Consider the following 20,132-nt stretch of genomic DNA (forward strand, 5'->3'; position numbering starts at 1 on the left):
GACTCCTTGTGGGGTCGGGGAGCGAGCAAGGGCGTGTTCACACTACGGAGCCACGGGGTTGCGTAGTGTGAACATGCCCTAGCCCGGGAATTCGGCCAGGCCGAGCTTGCGGCCGAGCGTCGGAGGCGCGGCCTGTTGACGAACCATCGGGCCGATCGCGATCAACGTCGCGAACAGCAAAGCGATCTCGATGTGGTAGACGACGCTGTAGGCCACCTCCGGCCCTTCGAGCGCAGGGCCGAGCAGGCCCTGCGAGGACAGCGCTGCCACCCCATCGCGCAGTGCACCGCCCAGGCCGATGGCCACGCCCCCTGCGCCGGCCTGCACCGCACCCCAAGCCCCCAGCACCAGGCCTGCCGCGGGGCCTGCCTCGGGGTGGCGCAGCGGGTCGGCCAGGTCCATGGCGGAGATCAATGTGCAGACGGCGAACAGGCCGCCGCCGAAACCGATCAGGAACGCGCCAGTGCGGAACAGTGCGGAGGATTGCATCGGCGCGGCGAAGATCACCGCGGCGAACGCGAACACACCCACCAGGGCGCCGAGCGCGGCCAGGCGATGCGGATCGACGCCCTGCTGCAGCCGGCGTGCGGCCCATGCGAAGGCCGATAGCGCCCCTGCGGCCAGCATGGCGGTCAACAGGCTGGTGGCGCCGATCGGCAGCTGCAGCACGGTTCCGCCATAGGGCTCGAGGATGATGTCCTGCATCTGGAACGCAGCGGTGCCCAGGCCCACGGCAACCAGGAAGCGCTTGGCCTTCCGCTGCTCCGCGAAGGCGCGCCAGGCCTCGCCGAAAGGCGTGCCCGCGCGATCGGAGAGCGGCTCCCGTCGGCGCGGCTCCTGCTTCCACAACGCCACGGTGTTGAGCACCATCGTCAACACCGCGGCGCCTTGCACCACCTGGATCAGGCGGATCTGGCTGAAGTCGCGCAGCAGCCAGCCGAAGGCCACGCTGGCGAGCAGCATGCCCACGAGCAGCATCACGTACATCAGCGCCACCACGCGCGGCCGCGTGTGGGCCGGGGCCAGGTCGGTGGCCAGCGCCAGGCCCGCTGTCTGGGTCGTCTGCAGCCCCGCACCCACCATCACGAAGGCCAGCGCAGCCGCCACGGTGCCCACCCAGGCTGGCCCATGCGTATCGCCCGAGAGCACCAGCAGCGAGAACGGCATGATCGCGAGGCCGCCGAACTGCAGCATCGAGCCGAACCACAGGTAGGGCACGCGGCGCCAGCCGAGCGCCGAGCGGTGGGTGTCCGACTTGAAGCCCACCAGCGCACGCCACGGGGCGGCCAGCAGTGGCAATGCGACCATGGCCGAGACCAGCCATGCCGCCACGCCGAGCTCGACGATCATCACCCGGTTCAACGTGCCCACCAGCAGCGCGCTGGCCAGCCCCACCGACACCTGGAACAGCGACAGGCGCAGCAAGCGCGGCAGCGGCAGCTCGACGCTGGCCGCATCGGCAAAGGGCAGCATGCCCGGGCTCAACTTCTGCCACAGCCGGGTGATGCGGACCTGAGGCAGATTCATGGCGCGACCAGCTCCATCGCCTGCGAGGTATAGAAGCCGGTGCTGACACGACGCTGCCGCGCCGGGCGCCAGCCCGCGAGCACGGGGGCGTCAGCGAGTCGGTGGTGCAAGACAGGCGTAGAGACCGGCACCACCGAGGGTGCCCGGTTGCCGCGCGGGAACAGGCGGCCCACCGCGCGCATGGCCACCAGCAGCGGCGTGCTGGGCACGTGGGTGAAGACGATCGACGCGGCGCCGCGCCCCGCCAGGCGTTCGAGCGCCTGCACCGCGTCAGCGGCCTCGTAATGGATCAGCGAGTCCATCGCCACGATGTGGTCGAAGCGGCCCAGCGCGGGATCGAGCATGTCGCCAGCCAAGAAGGTCACTCGGCCTGGCAGGTGGCGCGGCAGGCGTTCGGCCGCCAGCTTCACCAGCGTCGGCGACAGGTCGATGGCCACCACCTCGGCGCCCCGGCGCGCCGCCTCGACCGCCATGGCGCCGGTGCCGCAGCCAGCATCGAGCACGCGCGCGCCATGCAGGTCGGCCGGCAGCCATCCCAGCAGCGTGGCGCGCATCTCGTCGCGCCCGGCGCGCACGCTGGCCCGGATGCGCCCCAGCGGCGCGTTAGAGGTCAGCCGCGCCCAGGCCTGCGCGGCCGTTCGGTCGAAGTAGTGCTCGATCTCACCGCGCCGCTGGACATAGGCGGCCCGCCCCTCAGGGGTGCTGATCCCGGCCTGAGGCGGCGCAGCGCTCGAGCCCGTGTAGCTCCAGTGATTCATCAGTCGTACCCCAGCAGGTCGAAGATGTCGCGGTCTTTCATCGGCACCGCCTCGAAGGGCTCGCCGCCGAGCCACAGGCTCGCGGCCAGGCGCATGTACTCCCGCTGCACCGCCTCCAGCTCGGGTGACGGTTCCATCTCGAACAGCGTGCTCTTTTTCAGCCGGCTGCGTCGGATGACATCGAGATCGGGGAAGTGCGCAGCCAGCTTCAGGCCGATGCGCGCGTTGTACTTGTCAATCTGGTCGGTGCCGGCGCTGCGGTTGGCGATCACGCCGCCCAGGCGCACCTGGTAGTTCTTGGCCTTGGCGCCGATGGCCTGCACGATCCGGTTCATCGCGAAGATGGAATCGAAATCGTTGGCCGTCACGATCATCGCCCGGTCGGCATGCTGCAGGGGGGCCGCGAAGCCGCCGCAGACCACATCGCCCAGAACGTCGAAGATCACCACGTCCGTGTCGTCGAGAAGGTGATGCTCTTTCAACAGCTTGACGGTCTGGCCCACCACGTAGCCGCCGCATCCCGTGCCCGCCGGCGGCCCACCCGCCTCGACACACATCACGCCGTTGTAGCCGGGAAAGACGAAGTCCTCCGGGCGCAGCTCCTCGGGGTGGAAATCGACCGTCTCCAGCACGTCGATGACGGTGGGCAGCATCTTCTTCGTCAGCGTGAAGGTGCTGTCGTGCTTGGGGTCGCAGCCGATCTGCAGCACGCGCTTGCCCATCTTCGAGAATGCCGCGGAGAGGTTGCTGCTCGTGGTGCTCTTGCCGATGCCGCCCTTGCCGTAGATGGCAAAGACCTTGGCGGTGCCGATGCGCAGTGCAGGGTCGAGTTGCACCTGCACGCTGCCTTCGCCATCGGGCCGTCTCGCCTTGGTAGTCGGAAACGGGAGTGAAACGGTGTCGGTCATGCGGCGGCCCTTTCGTCGAAAACGCCTTCGAGCCTGTCTTCCAGCTCCTCGCCAGCACTGCGCAAGGCATCCAGCACCGCAGGATCCGGCGACCAGAACTGGCGTTGCTGCGCTTCGAGCAGTCGCATCGCGACCCGCGCCGAGGCCGTGGGGTTCAGCTCGGCCAGGCGCTGGCGCATGGCGGGGTCGAGCATGAAGGTCTCGGTCAATTGCTGATACACCCATGGCTGCACCTGGCCAGTGGTGGCGGACCAGCCGAGCGTGTTGGTCAGGTGCACCTCGATCTGGCGCACGCCCTCGTAGCCGTGCTTGAGCATGCCCTCGTACCACTTGGGGTTCAGCATGCGGGTGCGGGTTTCGAGCGCCACCTGCTCACTGAGCGTGCGCACCGTGCCGCCGCCGAAGCAGTCGCTCGTCTGGTCGCCGATGTAGACAGGCGCCACCTGCGCGCCCTCGCCCTGCCCCGTCCTGCGGGCCCGCTGGATGGCGCGGCTGATGCCGCCGAGCGTGTCGAAATAGGTGTCGATCGTGGTCACGCCCAGCTCCACGGAATCGAGGTTCTGGTAGGCCAGGTCGACGCCGGCGAGCACGCTGTGCAGCAGCTCGGGCCGCTGCAGCGGGCGGCCGCCGCGTCCGTAGGCGAAGCCCTTGCGGCGCGTGTAGGTCTCGGCCAGCTCGTCGGCGTCGTCCCAGCGGCTGTTGTCGACCAGGCTGCCCACGTTGGCGCCATACGCTCCTTCGGCGTTGCCGAAGACCCGAAGAGCGGCGGTCTCCAGATCCCCTCCATGCTCGGCCTGGAAGGCCAGCGCATGCTTGCGCACGAAATTCGACTCGACCGGTTCATCGGCGCTCGCAGCGAGGAAGGCCGCCTCAGCCAGCAGCTTGATCTGCAGCGGCAGCAGGTCGCGGAAGATGCCCGACAAGGTCACCATCACGTCGATGCGCGGGCGCCCCAGTTCAGCCAGTGAGAGCAACTCGGCACCGGCCAGACGGCCATAGGCGTCGAAGCGCGGCCGGGCGCCCATCAAGGCCAGCACCTGGGCGATCGGCCCGCCCTCGCTCTTCAGGTTGTCGGTGCCCCAGAGCACGATCGCGATGGACTCGGGCTGCCCGTGGCCGGCATGTTCGTGGGCGGCGAGCAGCCGCTCGGCCTGGCGTGCCCCGTCCTGCACCGCGAAGGCGCTGGGGATGCGGAACGGGTCGAAACCGTGCAGGTTGCGGCCCGTGGGCAACACGCTGGGGGTGCGCAGCAGATCGCCCCCCGGTGCGGGGCGCAGGAAGCGGCCGTCGAGCGCATGCAGGATGCCGCCGAGCTCGTGGTCTTCGGCCAGCAGGCGGTCGGCATCGGCCAACGTCTGCAAGCGGCCCTGCAGGGCTGAATCGCCGGCGCCGAGTTGCTCCGCCGTGGCGCCAGCGACGAGCGCCTCCACCAGCTCGCGCGCAGGGCGAGTGCCGTGAGAGGCCTCGGCCAGCGACAGCAGCAGGTCCACACGTTCACTCGCCGTGGGCGCCTGGCCCACGACATGCAGGCCATGGGGGATCAGTGTGTATTCGAGCTCGCGCACCGCGTCGTTCAGGCGCGCCACATGGGCAGCGGCATCGGCATCCCAGGCTGGTTCGGCGGCGCACAGCTCGAGCGACGCGGCCTGCGCCTGGATGAGGGCGACCATCGCGGCGGCTTCGCGCGCGTCGTCGGGGCCGAGGCCGCGGTGACGTTCGATCGACGCCTTCAGGTCGACCAGGCCCTTGTACAGCCCCGCCTGCGCGACCGGTGGCGTGAGGTAGCTGATCAGCGTCGCCGCGGCGCGGCGTTTGGCGATCGTCCCCTCCGACGGGTTGTTCGAGGCATAGAGGTAGAAGTTCGGCAGGTCGCCGATCAGTCGCTCGGGCCAGCAGGTGGCGGACAGGCCCGCCTGCTTGCCGGGCATGAACTCCAGTGCGCCATGGGTGCCGAAGTGCAGCACCGCGTGGGCGCCGAAGTCCTCGCGCAGCCAGCGGTAGAAGGCCGAGAACGCGTGGGTGGGCGCGAAACCGCCCTCGAACAACAGGCGCATCGGGTCGCCTTCGTAGCCCATTGACGGCTGGATGCCGACGAAGACGTTGCCAAAGCGCTCGCCAAGCACGAAGAGGTGGCGACCGTCGCTATGCTGGCGGCCAGGCGCGGGGCCCCACTGCGCCTCGATCTCGCGCAGGTGTCGCTCGCGCTTGACGTGGTCACCCGCGGGGATGCGCACGTGCACGTTGGCCGCCGCGCCGAAGCGCTCGGCGTTGCCGTGGATGAGGCGGTCGCGCAGGGCGTCCACGCTAGCCGGCAGCTCCACCGTGTAGCCGGCGCGCTGCATCGCCGCCAGGGTGTTGAAGAGCGACTCGAAGACGGCGAGAAACGCGGCCGTGCCGGTGTTGCCCGCGTTGGGCGGAAAGTTGAAGATGACGGCAGCCACCTTGCGCTCGGCGCGTTCGGAGCGACGCAGGTCGACCAGCCGGGCCACCCGCGCGGCCAGCGCGGCTGCCCTTTCGGGGCACCGGTGCATGTCGTGTGCACCGGCGGCGGCATCGAAGGTGCAGGCTTGCGCACAGCCGGTGCAGGCCGCGCGCCCGGTGCTGCCACGCCCACCGAACACCATGGGCGCGGTCGCACCATCGAGCTCGGGGATGGCCACCATCATCGTGGCTTCCACCGGCAGCAGCCCGCGGGCCGAGCCGCCCCACTGGTCGAGCGTCTGAAACTCCACCGGCATCACGCCCAGGTAGGGCACATCGAGCCGGGCCAGCACGTCTTCGGCGGCCTGGGCATCGTTGTAGGCCGGGCCGCCGACGAGCGAGAAGCCGGTCAGCGACACCAGGGCATCGATGGCCGGCCGACCGTCGTCGAAGAAAAAAGCGTCGATCGCCGGGCGCGCATCGAGCCCCGTCGCAAAGGCCGGCACCACGCGCAGGCCGCGCGCCTCGAGCGCCTCGATCACGCCGTCGTAGTGGTCGCTGTTGCCCGCCAGCAGGTAAGAACGCATCAGCAGCAGGCCCACCGTTCCGCGGGTGCCGTGCGGCGTCACCCGCGCGAGGTCGGTCAGGCTCGCAGACAGGCGCTGCGGCAGCCGAGGGTGGTACACGCCGACCTCGGGATACTCGACGGGCGCCGTCACGGGCAGCGTGCCACGCAATGCCCGGCGGGGCCCGGCGGCGTACCGGTCGACCAGGAACAAAATCAGATGCGCGACGTTGTCTTCAGAACCGGCGAGCCAATACTGCAGGGTGAGGAAGTAGGCCCGCACGTCCTGCGCAGTGCCCGGGATGAAGCGCAGCAACTTGGGCAGACGGCGCAGCAACTTCATCTGCCGCGCGCCGGCACTGGCCGACAGGCCCTGCCTGTCACCCGCGGACGCAGGCCGGCCGCGCAAGCGCTTGAGCAGCGCCATCGGGCCGCTGGCCGCGCCGTCCATGCTGAACTTGCCCATGCGGGTCAGCTTCATCACCTCGGGCGCACACATCGCGCAGACCATGGCGTCGCAATCGGCACGGCGCGCCTTCAACGCAGGCAGCAAAGGCAGGAAGTGCTCTTCCATGAAGAGCATGGTGACGATGACGAGATCGGCCTGGCCGATGTCGTCCACGCAGCGCGCGACGGCCGCATCGTCGCCGGACCATTCGCCCGCGGCGTGGATCGTGAAGCGCAGGCCGGGCAGCGTGCGCGCGAGGCGGCGATGGGCACGCAGCGCAGCACTGGCGAGGTGGCTGTCCATGGTGACCAGCACCACCCGCAGCGGCACGGCGGCTCCCGCGTCAGCGGCTGAAGTGGGCCTTGGCATCGTAGAGGGTCTCGAGGGTGATCACGGGGAGGCTGCGTTCGCGCGCATAGCGCTCGGTGTTGCGGCGCGCCTTGGCGCGCACGAAGAACGGGATCTTTCGCAGCTCCTGTTCCGCCTCGCGGGCCCAGGCTGCGGGATGGCCTGCGGGCTCTGCGTCGCCCGGTGCTGCGGCGGGCAACGCGGCCGCATGCCCGAGGTGCGAAGGCGCAGCGTCGGGGTGGAATTCCGCATCGCCGCGGAACATGCCCAGCAGGTGTTCTTCCAACCCCATCATCAGCGGGTGAACCCAGGTGTCGAACAGGACGTTGGCACCTTCAATGCCCATCTGCGGCGAATGGCGCGCAGGAAAGTCCTGCACATGCACCGGCGCCGAGATCACGGCGCAGGGCAGGCCCAGGCGCTTGGCGGTGTGGCGCTCCATCTGGGTGCCCAAGACCAGCTCTGGCTGGGCGGCGGCGATCGCCGCCTCGACCTCGAGGTAGTCGTCGCTGATCAGCGCCTCGATGCCGTAGGACAAGGCAGCCTCGCGGACGTCGCGAGCGAACGCCCGGCTGTAGGTGCCCAATCCCACGACCTGGAAACCGAGCTCGCTGGCGGCCACGCGCGCCGCGGCGATGGCGTGGGTGGCATCACCGAAGACGAAGACGCGCTTGCCGGTGAGGTAGGTGGCGTCGACGGACTTCGCATACCAGGCCGCGCGGCCCTCTCGAAGCTCGTCCGCCAGATCCGCAGGGACAGGCACGCCCGCCAGCTCTGCGACCTCGGCGATGAAACGGGCTGTGGCGCGTGAGCCGATCGGGATGGTGCGGGTGGCCGATTGTCCGAAGCGCCGGGTGAGATGCCCGGCAGCCTGCGAGGCCACTTCCGGATACAGCACGACATTGAAATCGGCCTCGGGCAGCCGCACGATGTCGGCTGGGGCGGCACCGAGCGGCGCCACAACGTGGATGTCCACACCCAGCCGGCGCAGCAAGCCCGTGATCTCGTGCAGATCGTCGCGATGGCGGAATCCGAGCGCCGTCGGGCCGAGGATGTTGCAGCGCGGCGCGGCGCCCTCGGCGCGCGGCTCGGCGCGGTCGCGCGCCAGCCCTCGCACGAGCTGGTAGAAAGTTTCGTTGGCGCCCCAATCCTCCTTCTTCTGGTAGGCCGGCAGCTCCAGTGGGATGACTGGGATCGGCAGGTCGAGCGCGCGGGCCAGGCCGCCCGGGTCGTCCTGGATCAGCTCGGCCGTGCAGGAAGCGCCGACGATCATCGCCTGCGGGCGGAAGCGCTCATAGGCCTCGCGCACCGCGGACTTGAACAGCTGCGCCGTGTCGCTGCCCAGGTCGCGCGCTTGGAAGGTGGTGTAGGTGACCGGCGGGCGGCGCGGCAGGCGCTCGATCATCGTGAACAGCAAGTCGGCGTAGGTATCGCCTTGCGGCGCGTGCAGCACGTAGTGCAGATCGCGCATGGCGGTGGCCACCCGCATCGCGCCGACGTGGGGAGGGCCTTCGTACGTCCACAACGTCAGCTGCATGGTGCGATCTGCCTCAGGCCGCTAACAGCGCACGGCGGCGCAAGGGGCGGGCGAACAGTGCGGCCAGGTCGCCCGCCTGCTCGTAGCCCTGGATGGGCGTGAACACGAGTTCGATCGCCCATTTGGTGGTGAAGCCCTCGGCCTCCAGCGGATTGGCCAGGCCCAGGCCGCAGACGACGAGATCCGGCGCCGCACCGCGACAGCGGTCGAGTTGGCGCTCCACGTGCTGACCTTCGGACAAGCGGGTGTTCTGCGGCAGCCAAGCCAACTCCTCGGCGAGATGCTGACGGTGCAGATACGGCGTTCCGACCTCCGCCAGGACCATCCCCAACTCACGCGACAGGAAGCGTGCAAGCGGGATTTCGAGCTGAGAGTCTGGAAACAGGAAGACGCTGCGCCCGGCGAGAAGCTCGCGGTGGGCGACCAGCGCGGCCTGGGCGCGCGCCCGGCCCGGAGACAACGCCGCATCGATGCGGTCGGTAGGCACCCCGAAGGCCCGCGCCGCCGCATGCAGCCAGGCCGTCGTGCCCTGCTCGCCCAGCGGGAACGGCGCGGCGATGCGCGTCGCGCCGCGCTCCTCCAGCGCCTTGGCGGTGTCGGCCAGGAAGGGCTGGGCGAGCAGGTAACGCGTTCCGCGGCCCACGGCCGGCATGTCGTCTGCACGGCGCCCGGGAAGGAAGCGCACCGGCCCAACGCCCATGGCGGCAAAGAGCCGCGCGAACTGGTCTTCCACCACATCCGCCAGCGCGCCGATCACCACGAGCGACGGCGCATCGTCCCTCCGCAGGCCCGGCACCAGGCTGGCCAGGCAAGCGTCCTCGCCCTGGGTGAAGGTGGTCTCGATGCCGCTGCCGGAGTAGTTCAGCACCCGCACGTGCGGCGCGAAACGGTCGGACAGGCGCGACGCTGCACGCGACAGGTCGAGCTTGATGACCTCCGAGGGGCATGAGCCGACGAGGAACAGCAGGCGGATGTCGGGCCGGCGTTCCAGCAGCCTCGCCACCACCCGGTCGAGCTCGGCGTTGGCATCGGCCAGGCCGGCCAAGTCGCGCTCGTCGATGATCGCGGTGGCGAAGCGCGGCTCGGCGAAGATCATCACGCCAGCGGCCGATTGCACCAGGTGCGCACAGGTGCGTGAACCCACGACGAGGAAGAACGCGTCCTGGATCTTGCGGTGCAGCCAGACGATGCCCGTCAACCCGCAAAAGACTTCGCGCTGACCACGCTCGCGCAGCACGGGGGCGTCGGCGCAGCCGGCGGTCTCGGTGCGGATCGGAATGGACACGGCGTTCATCACGCCACCACCGCATCCGGGCTGGGCGCCGCATCCAGGCGCGCGGCTCGCAGCTTGAGCAGGAACTGAGCGGCATTGACGAGGTAAGTCGCATAGGCCGCGAGCGCCAGCAGCATCAACCCTCGTGCGCTCAGCCCGCCGGTGGCCAGCGCCACGACGTAGGCGCTGTGCAGCGCCAGCACCACCATGCTGAACACGTCTTCCCAATAGAAGGCCGGTGCGAACAGGTAGCGACCGAAGACGGCCTTCTCCCACAGGCAGCCCGTGACCATGATCGAGTAGAGCAGCAGCGTCTTCGCGAGCACCGAAACCGTGGCGGCCGCTTCGCCCTCGCCGGTGACGAGAAAGCGCAGCACCAGGGCGAAGCTCACGAGGAATACGGCGAACTGCAGCGGCGCCAGCACGCCCTGAACCAGCGTCCAGCCTGTTGCGTCGCGACGGCGGCGTTGCTCGGGGGTGTACAGCGGGGTCCTGCGGTGGTCCATGAGGCCAATCTAGACGCGCCGTCCTCAAGTGTCAATCATGGTTGACGTAAAACACAGATGACATTACGCTGACCACAACCGAAGTCTCAGCGAATGTCCCCCTTGACGCCGGGGTTCCTTCGCTGGAACAGTCGGCTTGTCAATTTGCTCCGACGGCCCGACGGGCATGCGGCTCACATGACAGCGAAACACTAGACACATAACCGACCGGGTGCCCCGATAGGTCCGCCGGGGAGCGGCGACAAGCCGCCGACGAGCCAGCCGCATTCGGCCCACGAGGAGACACGTGGTGCAGATGTTCACAAGGGGTACTTGCGTGTCCGAAAGCGGGGACGCAGACACCGGCCCTTGCTTATGGAGCGAAGGCGACGCTCCCGGCATGACTCAGGAACAGGCGCGCGATGACCGGGCCGCATCGCTGCTGAGAACCATCGAGGCCGAGATCATTCCCCGGTTGATGTTGGCGCATCGGGGGCCCAGCAACGACGACCGATGTCCCGCCGAACCGCCGCCGCGCGTCGGCGCGGAACAGGTCGAGGAGCTGACCCGGATCATCCTTCGTCGCGATCCCGCCGGCGCCCAGGCCTATGTGCGGGCGCGGCACGGCAGCGGGCTGGCACTTCAGACCATCTACCTGGAGCTGCTGGCCCCCGTGGCACGCCGCCTTGGGGAGATGTGGAGCGACGACTCCTGCGACTTCACGCAGGTCACGGTGGCCTTGTGGCGGCTTCAGCAGATCGTCTACGAGCACAGCCCTGCCTTCCAGCGCGACCGGCGGCACCGTTTTTCGGGACGGCGTGCACTGCTGGTACCGGCGCCCGGCTCGCAGCACACTTTCGGCGTGGTGATGGTGGCCGAGTTCTTCCGCCGAGCGGGTTGGGATGTCTGGGGCGACCCCACCGCCACCGAGGCGGACATTGCCGGCGCACTGGCCTCGGAATGCTTTGATGTGCTGGGCTTGTCGGTGGGCAGCGAGTGCATGGTCACCAGCGTGTCATCGGCTATCCTCTCGTTTCGAAAGGTGTCCCGTAACCCGTCCATCGTCGTGATGGTCGGCGGCCCGGTGGTGCCCCTGCTGCACGATTTCGTGTCGCGGGTCGGTGCTGATGGCACCGCACCCGATGCCGCGACGGCGGTGGCCCTGGCAGAGAGGCTGGTGGCCCAGCGCGCGGCGTCTCCCTGAAGACTTTCCAGGCATGCCGGCAGGACCGGCCGCACCCCAAGGCAATGAATGGCTGACACAGGCGTACTCCCAGTGAACCAATTCGAGGGGGCTGACATTGACGCCCGTGCGGCAGCCGCGCTGATCACGGCGACCTCGGACGTGGCGCTGTTGATCGATGGCCAGGGCGTCATCCGCGATGTCTCCATCGGCCGTGAAGAATCGGCCATCGAGGGTAGCGACGGCTGGGTTGGCAGGCACTGGCTGGAGACGGTCACCGTCGAGAGTCGCCCGAAAGTGCTGGCCATGCTGAAGGACGCCAGCAACGACGCCCTCATCGCGCCGGCGGCCTGGCGCCAACTGAACCACCCCATCCCGGGCGGCGGGGCGGACGTGCCGGTGCTCTACTCGGCGCTGCCGGTGGGCAAGCAGGGCAAGGTGTTGGCGGTCGGCCGCGATCTGCGCACTGTGGCCACGCTGCAGCAGCGTCTGGTCGACGCACAGCAGGCGATGGAGCGCGACTACCTGCGCCTGCGGCAGACGGAGGCGCGCTATCGGCTGCTGTTCGAGACCGTCTCCGAGGCGGTGATCGTCGCCGATGCCTCCACCCTCGCGGTGGTCGAGGCCAACCCGGCCGCGCTGCGCCTGTTCGGCGACGGCGCCAAGCGCCTGATCGGCCGCAGCTTCCTGGATTCGATCGACGGAGGCAGTCGAAGTGCCACGGCGGCGTTGCTCTCCTCGGTGCGCAACGCCGGTCGCGGCGAAGACGTGACCTTGCGCTTGGCATCCAACGGCCACGAATTCGCGCTGTCGGCGTCGCTGTTCCGTCAGGACGGTGGCGCCCTGCTTCTGCTGCGATTGGTGCCACGAGCCGCGGCGGTCGCCGCGGAAGCGGCACGCATGGCGCCTGAAGTCGGCTTGCTGCGTGCGCTGGATCGGCTGCCGGACGCCTTCGTCGTCACCGACCTGCAGGGCCGCGTGCTGACCGCCAATGCCAGCTTCACCGAACTGGCCCAGCTCGCCTCTGGCGAATCGCCCGTCGGCCAGTCTCTAGACCGGTGGCTCGGCCGGTCGGGGGTGGATCTCAACGTGATGATGGGAACACTCAAGCAGCACGGCGTGGTGCGCCTGTTCCCCACCACGCTGCGCCCGGCTTACGGTTCGCCGCTGAAGGTCGAGATCTCGGCGGTGGCGGTCCCCGAGGGCGACCCGCCCTGCCTGGGCTTCACGATCCGCGATGTCGAGCGCCGTCTCGCCAGTGGCACGCCCGGGGGCGGACGCGAACTGCCCCGCTCAGCCGGGCAGCTGGCAGAGCTGGTGGGCCGTGTGCCGATGAAGGACATCGTCAGCGAGACGACGGATCTCATCGAGCGCATGTGCATCGAGGCGGCCCTCGAGCTGACCGGCGACAACCGCGCATCGGCGGCTGAGATGCTGGGCCTTTCACGCCAGAGCCTGTACGTCAAGCTGCGCCGCTACGGCATGGGCGACCTGGGCGGCGACAGCGGCTCCTGAAGGGCCTTGCGGGACCTTCCGCCCCGTCCCAATCACTGGTACCAGCCGACGTGCGCCGTCGGGTTCGCATGGCGGCCCCAGGGGGCCAGCCAGCGCATCAGCCTGTAAAGCCAGGAAGCGAGCATCGTCGACGTCTTCATCGCCGGTCTCCAGTGGTTGTGTAAATCAGTATTGACACTTTCATGTGTCAATGTCAATACTCATCGCCATGCAACGACCGACGCTGTCGACCATGGCTGAGCTGCTCAAGCCGATCACCTGGTTCCCGCCGATGTGGGCCTTCGGATGCGGCGTCGTGGCCTCTGGGGTGCCGCTGGCTGAGCGTTGGCCGCTGCTGGTGGCGGGCGTGCTGCTCGCCGGGCCGTTCGTCTGCGCCACGAGCCAGGCTGTGAACGACTGGTTCGACCGCGAGGTCGATGCCATCAACGAGCCGCATCGCCCCATTCCATCAGGCCGCATGCCCGGCCGCTGGGGCCTCTACATCGCATGGGCCTGGACGGTGCTGTCGCTGCTGCTCGCGGCGCAGCTGGGCCCCGTCGCGCTCACCGCCGCGGCCATCGGCCTGCTGCTGGCCTGGGCCTACAGCGCGCCACCGCTGCGCCTGAAGCGCAACGGCTGGTGGGGCAACAGCGCCTGCGCCCTGTGCTACGAAGGGCTGGCCTGGGTGACCGGGGCGGCCATCATGGCCCTTGGCAGTTGGCCTCATCCACGATCGTTGGCGCTCGCCCTGCTCTACAGCATCGGTGCGCACGGCATCATGACGCTGAACGACTTCAAGGCCATCGAGGGTGACCGCCAGATGGGCATCGGCTCGCTGCCGGTCCGACTCGGCGTCGCCGGTGCCGCCCGCACCGCCTGCGCCATGATGCTGGCGCCGCAGGTGATGGTTGCTTTGCTGCTGTGGGCATGGGGAAGCGCAGCGCAGTCGCTCGCCGTCGTCGGCCTGGTCGTCGCCCAGGCGTTGATGATGCGGCGCTTCCTGCAGGACCCGCGGCGCCATGCCACCTGGTACAGCGGCTTCGGCGTGCCTCTGTTCGTGTCGGGCATGCTGGTCAGCGCCTTCGCGCTGCGCGGCTTGGCGGTGGCCTCATGAACGCGCCCTTCGGTTGGCTGCAGATCGCGCGCCTGGGCCTGGTCCAGGCCGCGCTCGGCGCCATCGTGGTGCTGACCACCTCGACGCTGAACCGCATCATGGTCGTCGAGTTGGCGCTGCCCGCCCTGCTGCCGGGCATGCTGGTGGCATGGCACTACGCGGTGCAGATCGCGCGGCCGCGCCTCGGGCATGGCTCGGACATCGGCAGCCGCCGCACGCCATGGATCATCGGCGGCATGGTCGTGCTCGCACTGGGCGGCGCGCTCGCCGCGCTGGCCACCGCATGGATGGGCAGCTCGCGCTGGGGCGGCATCGGCCTGGCGGTGGTCGCCTTCTCTCTGATCGGGCTGGGCGTCGCGGCCTGCGGCACATCGCTGCTGGTGCTGCTCGCCAAGCGCGTGGCCCCCGAGCGCCGGGCCGGGGCGGCCACCCTGGTCTGGTTGATGATGATCGTCGGCTTTGCCGTGACGGCAGGCACCTCCGGCCCCTTCCTGGACCCCTACTCGCCGCGGCGTCTGGTGCTGGTCGCGACCAGCGTCTGCGCCATCGCGCTGCTCGTCACCCTGCTCTCGATGGCCGGGCTGGAGGGCCGGTCAGAGAAGGAAACCGACACAGCACAGCGGAGCGACCCGGCCCCGCCCCAGCGCGAGTTTGGCTCCGCCTTGCGCGAGGTGTGGGCGGACCCGGCGGCCCGCGGCTTCACCGTCTTCGTGTTCGTCTCGATGCTCGCATTCAGCGCTCAGGATCTGATCCTCGAGCCGTTCGCGGGCAGCGTGTTCGGCTACACGCCGGGCCAGTCGACCTCGTTGTCCGGCGTGCAGCACGGCGGGGTGTTGGCGGGCATGCTGCTCGCAGCGTTCGCCGGCCGCCGGGTGCGCGGGCGGTCGACGGGCACGCTGCGGGCCTGGACGATCAGCGGCTGCATCGCCTCGGCGCTGGCACTCGCCGGGCTGTGCATCGCCGGCATCGTCGGCGGCGACTGGCCCTTCAAGCTCAACGTGTGGGTGCTCGGCGCGGCCAACGGCGCGTTCTCGATCGCAGCCATCGGCTCGATGATGCGCCTGGCCGGCGAAGGGCCCCACGGCAGTGAGGGCGTGCGCATGGGACTGTGGGGTGCGGCGCAGGCAATCGCCTTCGCGCTCGGCGGACTGCTGGGCACGGGGTTGAGCGATCTGGCCCGCGCGCTGATCGGCACGCCCGGCACCGCCTACGCAGCGGTGTTCGCCATCGAGGCGCTGTTGTTCGCCGTGTCCGCCAGGCTGGCGGCCCGCGTCGGGGCCGATGCGCCCACCCACGCGGCATTGCCGATGGCCTGGTCGGCCTCCAGAGGCTGAACGGCATGCGCACCTTCGACGCGGTCGTGGTGGGCGGTGGCCCGGCAGGTGCCACCGCAGCCACCGACCTGGCGCGCCAGGGCTTCAGCGTGCTGCTGCTGGATCGCGCGGGCCGCATCAAGCCCTGTGGCGGTGCCGTACCGCCGCGTCTGATGGAAGAGTTCGAGATCCCCGAAGCGCTGCTGGTGGCACGCGTCACGGCGGCCCGGATGGTGGCGCCCTCCGACCGCCGGGTCGACATGCCGATCGTCGGCGGCTACATCGGCATGGTCGATCGAGACACGTTCGATGAATGGCTGCGCGCCCGGGCCGCCGAGGCCGGTGCCACGCGCCGCGACGGCAGCTTTGTGCGGCTGGATCACGATGCCCAAGGGCGCTGCATCGTCCGCTTCCGCGCCGCGCAGACGCACCGTGACGCGGCTGACGACGCGGCCGACGAAGCCGTGCAGGCCCGGCTGGTGATCGGCGCCGATGGCGCGCGGTCCGAGGTGGCGCGGCAGGCGATCGCCGGGGCCGAGCGTGGCCGCTTCGTCTTTGCCTATCACGAGATCGTGCAGGCGCCCACCGATCCCGGCGCTGGCTTCGAAGCGGCTTGCTGCCAGGTGCATTACAAGGGCGCCTTGTCACCCGATTTCTACGGTTGGGTGTTTCCACACGGCGAAACAGTGAGCGTGGGCACCGGCAGCGCAGACAAGGGCTTCTCGCTGCGTGGCGCTGTCAGCGCGCTGCGACGGGAGGCTGCGCTGGCCGGCATGCCCACGCTGCGCCGCGAAGGTGCGCCCATCCCGATGAAGCCGCTGCCTCGATGGGACAACGGCCGTGATGTGCTGGTGGCGGGCGACGCGGCCGGTGTGGTCGCACCCGCCTCCGGCGAAGGCATCTACTACGCGATGGCCAGCGGCCGCATGGCCGCTGAAGCGGGCGTCCAGATGCTGCGCACCGGCGACCCGCGCGCGCTGCGCCTGGCCCGGCGTCGTTTCATGCGCGCCCATGGCCGGGTCTTCTGGATACTGGGCATCCTGCAGCACTTCTGGTACCGCAGCGATGGCCGCCGCGAGCGCTTCGTCGGCATCTGCCGCGACCGCGACGTGCAGCAGCTCACCTTCGACGCCTACATGCACAAGCGGCTGGTGCGCGCGCGGCCCATGGCGCACGTGCGCATCTTCTTCAAGGACCTCGCCCACTTGCTGGGCCTGGCCACGGCATGACACCGGACATCGCCCTGCTGCTGGTGCACGCCGTCATCGGTGTCACCGTGGCGGAAGGCGTGTTTCTGCTGGCCTGGCACGCCCGCACCGGCCGCGGCCCCCGCGCGAACGCGATCGTCGCGAACCTGATGGCCGGCCTGTGCCTGATGCTGGCGCTGCGCAGCGTGCTGGCCGGCTCATCCTGGGCGGCCTGTGCACTCTGGTTGGCCGCTGCGGGTGCCGCGCACGCCATCGACCTTCGCCGGCGCTGGCCGCCGGCCCTCCTCACCCGCCCTTCGGGATCGGCACCTGCGACCCCTCCTGCTCACCAAGGACCACCATGACCTCACGCCGCCACATCATTGCGCTGCTGCCGCTCGCGGGCGGCGTTTCGCTGCTGCGAGCCCAAGCCCCGGGCCCGGTACTCGACCCCAAGGATGCGCAGGCTGTCTCGCTCGGCTACGTCGTCGACGCAGCGCAGGTGAACAAGACCAAATACCCCAAGTACGCGGGGGGCCAGGCCTGCAGCAATTGCCAGCTGTACCAAGGCGCGGCCGGCAGTGCGCAAGGCCCCTGCCCGATCTACCAGAACAGGCAGGTCGCGGCCAAGGGCTGGTGCAGCGCCTGGGTGAAGAAGGCCTGAACGCACGTCGCACGGAGCGGACATGAGCCACGCGTTCCCGTTTTCCGCCATCGTCGGGCAGGACGAGATGAAGCTCGCCATCCTCATTGCCGCGGTGGAACCGGCGATCGGGGGTGTCCTCGTCTTTGGCGACCGCGGCACCGGCAAGTCGACCGCGGTGCGGTCGCTCGCCGCGTTGTTGCCGACGATGAGCGCGGTGGCCGACTGCCAATACGGCTGCGATCCGCGCGACGACAACGGTTGCGACGCATGCCGGGGCCGAAAGACCGCGGGCCGCGCCCGCAGCAAGCGTGTGCCGGTGCCGGTGGTCGATCTGCCGCTGGGGGCCACCGAAGACCGCGTGCTGGGCGCGCTCGATCTCGAGCGCGCTTTGACGCAAGGCGTGCGCGCCTTTGAGCCGGGCCTGCTGGCCCGCGCGCACCGGGGCTTTCTGTACATCGACGAGGTCAACCTGCTGGAAGACCACTTGGTCGACCTGCTGATCGACGTCGCCGCATCGGGCGAGAACGTGGTCGAGCGGGAGGGTTTGAGTGTTCGCCATCCGGCCCGCTTCGTTCTCGTGGGCAGCGGCAATCCCGAAGAAGGGGAACTGCGGCCGCAACTGCTCGACCGCTTCGGCCTGTCGGTCGACGTGAAGACGCCAGGCGAGATCGCCGCGCGCGTGCAGGTGGTGAAGCGGCGCGATGCCTTCGAGCGCGACCCGGAAGGCTTCAGCGCGACATGGCGCGAAGAGGATGCGAAAGTACGCCGCCGCGTGGTGGCCGCCAAGTCTCGCCTGGCCAAAACCCGCGTGCCGGATGCCTCGCTGGAGCGTGCCGCGCAGCTGTGCATGAACCTGGGCACCGACGGCCTGCGCGGTGAGCTGACACTGATGCGCGCGGCCCGCGCCGTCGCGGCGCTGGACGGCGACCCGGAAGTAGGCGATGCGCACCTGCGCCGTGTCGCGCCCGCCGCGTTGCGCCATCGCCTGCGCCGCGACCCCCTCGACGACACCGGATCGGCCGAACGGGTCGAGCGGGCGATGGCCGACCTGTTCGACGCTTGAGCAAGGCTGAATCCATGCCCGGAACGCACGAGGATGCCGCCTGGGCTGCGGCCCTGTGTGCCCTCGATCCGTGTGGCCTCGGCGGCGTGGTGCTTCGGGCAGCGCCTGGCCCGGCGCGCGACCAGTGGCTGCAGCGTCTCGCGCCACTGCTGCCGGCGGGTACTCCCCTGCGCCGCATGCCGGCGCACATCGACGACGAGCGGTTGCTGGGCGGGCTCGACCTCGCCGCGACCTTGCGCCAGGGCCAGCCCGTGCTGCGCCGGGGCCTGCTCGCTGAAGCCGACGGCGGGCTGCTGGTGCTGGCGATGGCCGAGCGACTCGCTCCCGCGCAGGCCGCACGCGTGGCGGCCGCACTCGACCAGCAATCCGTCACGTTGCAACGCGAAGGCCTGTCGCGCCAGTTGCCAGCGCGGCTGGGCATCGTTGCGCTCGACGAAGGCGACAGCGAAGACGAGCGGGTGCCGAAGACGCTGGGTGACCGGCTGGCGATCCAACTGACACTGCCCGACCGGGCTGACCCCCAACCCTGGCCCTCGTTCGACATTCCGGGTGCGCGGGCCCGGCTGCCCCACGTGGCGACGCCCGACGCGCTCGTTGAGGCGCTGTGTGAAGCCACGCTGTCGCTCGGCATCGGCTCGGCCCGCGCGCCGTGGCTGGCGCTGCGCGTGGCGCGCGGCGCGGCGGCGTTGCGCTCGGCGCCGGAAATCAAGACGAGCGACATCGAGTTGGCGGCGCGCCTGGTCTTGGGCCCGCGGGCGACCCGCGCACCCTGCCCACCGGAGGCGCCGCCCACCGAGTCCTCGCCGCCCTCACCCGACACGTCGTCCGATATGTCGCCCGATACGTCGCCAGACACATCACCCTTGAACGAGCACACAGCCGATCGGAGCGACCCCACCCCGGCGCAGGCTGAAGCCAACGACGCCACCATGCTAGACCGCCTGCTGCAGGCGGCCGTGTGCAGCCTGCCACCGGGCCTGCTCTGGACCGTGGCCCAAGGGAGTTCGCAGCGGGCTCCCCCCAGCACGGGCGGCCGCCACGGCCCGGCGCGGCTGTCGCTGGTGCACGGCCGGCCCGTCGGGGCGGTGCGGGCCGATCTGCGCAGCGGCGCGCGCATGGACCTGCTGCAAACGCTGCGCGCTGCCGCCCCCTGGCAACCCTTGCGCCGGCGTGAAGCCTCAGAGCGGTCATCGACCGCGGCGATTCTCGTGAGGCGCGAAGACTTTCGCATCCGGCGCTTCTCGCAGATGCCCGAGAGCACCACCATCTTCGCCGTCGACGCCTCAGGCTCGCAGGCGCTGCACCGCCTGGCCGAGGCAAAGGGTGCCGTCGAGTTGCTGCTGGCCGATTGCTATGTGCGGCGCGACCGGGTGGCGCTGGTCGCCTTTCGCGGCACCCGGGCCGATCTGCTGCTGCCGCCCACCCGCTCGCTGGTGCGGGCCAAGCGCAGCCTGGCGGGCCTGCCGGGCGGTGGCGGCACGCCGCTTGCTGCGGGCATCGACAGTGCACGCAGCGTCGCAGAGGCGGTGCAACGTCTGGGCGGCAGCCCGCTGATCGTGCTGCTCACCGATGGCAAGGCCAATGTGACCCGACAAGGTCAAGCCGGGCGGGCCCAGGCACAGGCCGACGCGATCTCGTCCGCCCAGGCCGTGCGCCGAACCGGGTTGGGTGCCCTGGTGCTCGACTCGGCCCCCCAGCCCGGCGGGGCCGCGCGCGACCTGGCTGAAGCCATGGGCGCCCGCTACCTGGCACTGCCACATGCCGACGCGCGGGCACTGGCCGTCGCGGTCAATGCACATCGTTCGGCGGCCTCGGTCGCCTGAGCGGCGCTGCGCGGCGGCAGCGGGAACACCGATTGCAGC

16 protein-coding genes are annotated in these 20,132 nt (G+C 70.0%); 9 read left to right on the plus strand and 7 right to left on the minus strand.

From position 1 onward, the window contains the following. Positions 1–78 precede the first annotated feature (78 nt). Genes AACH06_RS10710 through bchF form a run of 7 tightly spaced genes read right to left on the minus strand, consistent with a single transcriptional unit; the run spans position 79 to position 10,291 of the window. Positions 79–1,527 (minus strand): PucC family protein, encoded by a 1,449-nt coding sequence (locus AACH06_RS10710; protein WP_341425665.1) that lies wholly within the window; start codon positions 1,525–1,527, stop codon positions 79–81. Next, the gene (gene bchM / locus AACH06_RS10715; protein ID WP_341425666.1) at positions 1,524–2,285 is read right to left on the minus strand and encodes a magnesium protoporphyrin IX methyltransferase; all 762 of its coding nucleotides are present in this window, start codon (positions 2,283–2,285) and stop codon (positions 1,524–1,526) included. Before bchM ends, AACH06_RS10710 begins: the two co-directional genes overlap by 4 nt. Then, positions 2,285–3,193 (minus strand): ferredoxin:protochlorophyllide reductase (ATP-dependent) iron-sulfur ATP-binding protein, encoded by a 909-nt coding sequence (gene bchL, locus AACH06_RS10720; protein ID WP_341425667.1) that lies wholly within the window; start codon positions 3,191–3,193, stop codon positions 2,285–2,287. The genes bchM and bchL overlap by 1 nt, the downstream gene beginning before the upstream one ends. Next, positions 3,190–6,996, minus strand: coding sequence for a magnesium chelatase subunit H (locus AACH06_RS10725; protein WP_341425668.1), 3,807 nt, complete (start codon positions 6,994–6,996; stop codon positions 3,190–3,192). Before AACH06_RS10725 ends, bchL begins: the two co-directional genes overlap by 4 nt. Beyond that, on the minus strand, positions 6,971–8,512 hold the full coding sequence (bchB, locus tag AACH06_RS10730) for a ferredoxin:protochlorophyllide reductase (ATP-dependent) subunit B (protein WP_341425669.1): 1,542 nt from the start codon (positions 8,510–8,512) through the stop codon (positions 6,971–6,973). Before bchB ends, AACH06_RS10725 begins: the two co-directional genes overlap by 26 nt. A gap of 13 nt (positions 8,513–8,525) precedes the next feature. Further along, a complete protein-coding gene (locus AACH06_RS10735; RefSeq protein ID WP_341425670.1) occupies positions 8,526–9,806 on the minus strand; it encodes a ferredoxin:protochlorophyllide reductase (ATP-dependent) subunit N in 1,281 nt (426 codons plus the stop codon). After that, positions 9,806–10,291 carry a 2-vinyl bacteriochlorophyllide hydratase gene (gene bchF / locus AACH06_RS10740; protein ID WP_341425671.1) on the minus strand — a complete coding sequence of 162 codons (486 nt, stop codon included), beginning with the start codon at positions 10,289–10,291 and terminating at the stop codon, positions 9,806–9,808. The genes AACH06_RS10735 and bchF overlap by 1 nt, the downstream gene beginning before the upstream one ends. A gap of 379 nt (positions 10,292–10,670) precedes the next feature. On the opposite strand from bchF, the gene AACH06_RS10745 reads away from it, so the two are divergent. From AACH06_RS10745 to AACH06_RS10785, 9 genes are all read left to right on the plus strand, one after another. Beyond that, the gene (locus tag AACH06_RS10745) at positions 10,671–11,474 is read left to right on the plus strand and encodes a cobalamin B12-binding domain-containing protein (RefSeq protein WP_341425672.1); all 804 of its coding nucleotides are present in this window, start codon (positions 10,671–10,673) and stop codon (positions 11,472–11,474) included. A 72-nt stretch (positions 11,475–11,546) separates the two neighbouring features. Continuing rightward, on the plus strand, positions 11,547–12,968 hold the full coding sequence (ppsR, locus tag AACH06_RS10750; protein ID WP_341425673.1) for a transcriptional regulator PpsR: 1,422 nt from the start codon (positions 11,547–11,549) through the stop codon (positions 12,966–12,968). 208 nt (positions 12,969–13,176) lie between these two features. Continuing rightward, on the plus strand, positions 13,177–14,061 hold the full coding sequence (gene chlG / locus AACH06_RS10755; protein ID WP_341425674.1) for a chlorophyll synthase ChlG: 885 nt from the start codon (positions 13,177–13,179) through the stop codon (positions 14,059–14,061). After that, positions 14,058–15,395: a BCD family MFS transporter gene (locus AACH06_RS10760; protein ID WP_341425675.1), complete on the plus strand. Its 1,338-nt coding sequence runs from the start codon at positions 14,058–14,060 to the stop codon at positions 15,393–15,395. The genes chlG and AACH06_RS10760 overlap by 4 nt, the downstream gene beginning before the upstream one ends. A 5-nt stretch (positions 15,396–15,400) precedes the next feature. After that, positions 15,401–16,603, plus strand: a complete 1,203-nt coding sequence (locus tag AACH06_RS10765; protein ID WP_341425676.1) for a geranylgeranyl diphosphate reductase — start codon at positions 15,401–15,403, stop codon at positions 16,601–16,603. Beyond that, positions 16,600–16,926 carry a hypothetical protein gene (locus tag AACH06_RS10770; protein ID WP_341425677.1) on the plus strand — a complete coding sequence of 109 codons (327 nt, stop codon included), beginning with the start codon at positions 16,600–16,602 and terminating at the stop codon, positions 16,924–16,926. The genes AACH06_RS10765 and AACH06_RS10770 overlap by 4 nt, the downstream gene beginning before the upstream one ends. Then, positions 16,923–17,225, plus strand: a complete 303-nt coding sequence (locus AACH06_RS10775; RefSeq protein WP_341425678.1) for a high-potential iron-sulfur protein — start codon at positions 16,923–16,925, stop codon at positions 17,223–17,225. Before AACH06_RS10770 ends, AACH06_RS10775 begins: the two co-directional genes overlap by 4 nt. A gap of 22 nt (positions 17,226–17,247) precedes the next feature. Continuing rightward, on the plus strand, positions 17,248–18,270 hold the full coding sequence (gene bchI, locus AACH06_RS10780) for a magnesium chelatase ATPase subunit I (RefSeq protein WP_341425679.1): 1,023 nt from the start codon (positions 17,248–17,250) through the stop codon (positions 18,268–18,270). A gap of 14 nt (positions 18,271–18,284) precedes the next feature. Further along, a complete protein-coding gene (locus AACH06_RS10785) occupies positions 18,285–20,093 on the plus strand; it encodes a magnesium chelatase subunit D (RefSeq protein ID WP_341425680.1) in 1,809 nt (602 codons plus the stop codon). The last annotated feature ends 39 nt before the right edge of the window (positions 20,094–20,132 follow it).

Source organism: Ideonella lacteola (genome assembly GCF_038066555.1).
In the GTDB taxonomy this organism is placed as follows: domain Bacteria; phylum Pseudomonadota; class Gammaproteobacteria; order Burkholderiales; family Burkholderiaceae_C; genus Ideonella; species Ideonella lacteola.

Coding starts and splice junctions, on each gene's coding strand:
- AACH06_RS10710 (WP_341425665.1), bottom strand. CDS start 1,527: ATGAATCTGCCTCAGGTCCGCATCACCCGGCTGTGGCAGAAGTTGAGC.
- bchM (WP_341425666.1), bottom strand. CDS start 2,285: ATGAATCACTGGAGCTACACGGGCTCGAGCGCTGCGCCGCCTCAGGCC.
- bchL (WP_341425667.1), bottom strand. CDS start 3,193: ATGACCGACACCGTTTCACTCCCGTTTCCGACTACCAAGGCGAGACGG.
- AACH06_RS10725 (WP_341425668.1), bottom strand. CDS start 6,996: ATGCCAAGGCCCACTTCAGCCGCTGACGCGGGAGCCGCCGTGCCGCTG.
- bchB (WP_341425669.1), bottom strand. CDS start 8,512: ATGCAGCTGACGTTGTGGACGTACGAAGGCCCTCCCCACGTCGGCGCG.
- AACH06_RS10735 (WP_341425670.1), bottom strand. CDS start 9,806: ATGAACGCCGTGTCCATTCCGATCCGCACCGAGACCGCCGGCTGCGCC.
- bchF (WP_341425671.1), bottom strand. CDS start 10,291: ATGGACCACCGCAGGACCCCGCTGTACACCCCCGAGCAACGCCGCCGT.
- AACH06_RS10745 (WP_341425672.1), top strand. CDS start 10,671: ATGACTCAGGAACAGGCGCGCGATGACCGGGCCGCATCGCTGCTGAGA.
- chlG (WP_341425674.1), top strand. CDS start 13,177: ATGCAACGACCGACGCTGTCGACCATGGCTGAGCTGCTCAAGCCGATC.
- AACH06_RS10760 (WP_341425675.1), top strand. CDS start 14,058: ATGAACGCGCCCTTCGGTTGGCTGCAGATCGCGCGCCTGGGCCTGGTC.
- AACH06_RS10765 (WP_341425676.1), top strand. CDS start 15,401: ATGCGCACCTTCGACGCGGTCGTGGTGGGCGGTGGCCCGGCAGGTGCC.
- AACH06_RS10770 (WP_341425677.1), top strand. CDS start 16,600: ATGACACCGGACATCGCCCTGCTGCTGGTGCACGCCGTCATCGGTGTC.
- AACH06_RS10775 (WP_341425678.1), top strand. CDS start 16,923: ATGACCTCACGCCGCCACATCATTGCGCTGCTGCCGCTCGCGGGCGGC.
- bchI (WP_341425679.1), top strand. CDS start 17,248: ATGAGCCACGCGTTCCCGTTTTCCGCCATCGTCGGGCAGGACGAGATG.
- AACH06_RS10785 (WP_341425680.1), top strand. CDS start 18,285: ATGCCCGGAACGCACGAGGATGCCGCCTGGGCTGCGGCCCTGTGTGCC.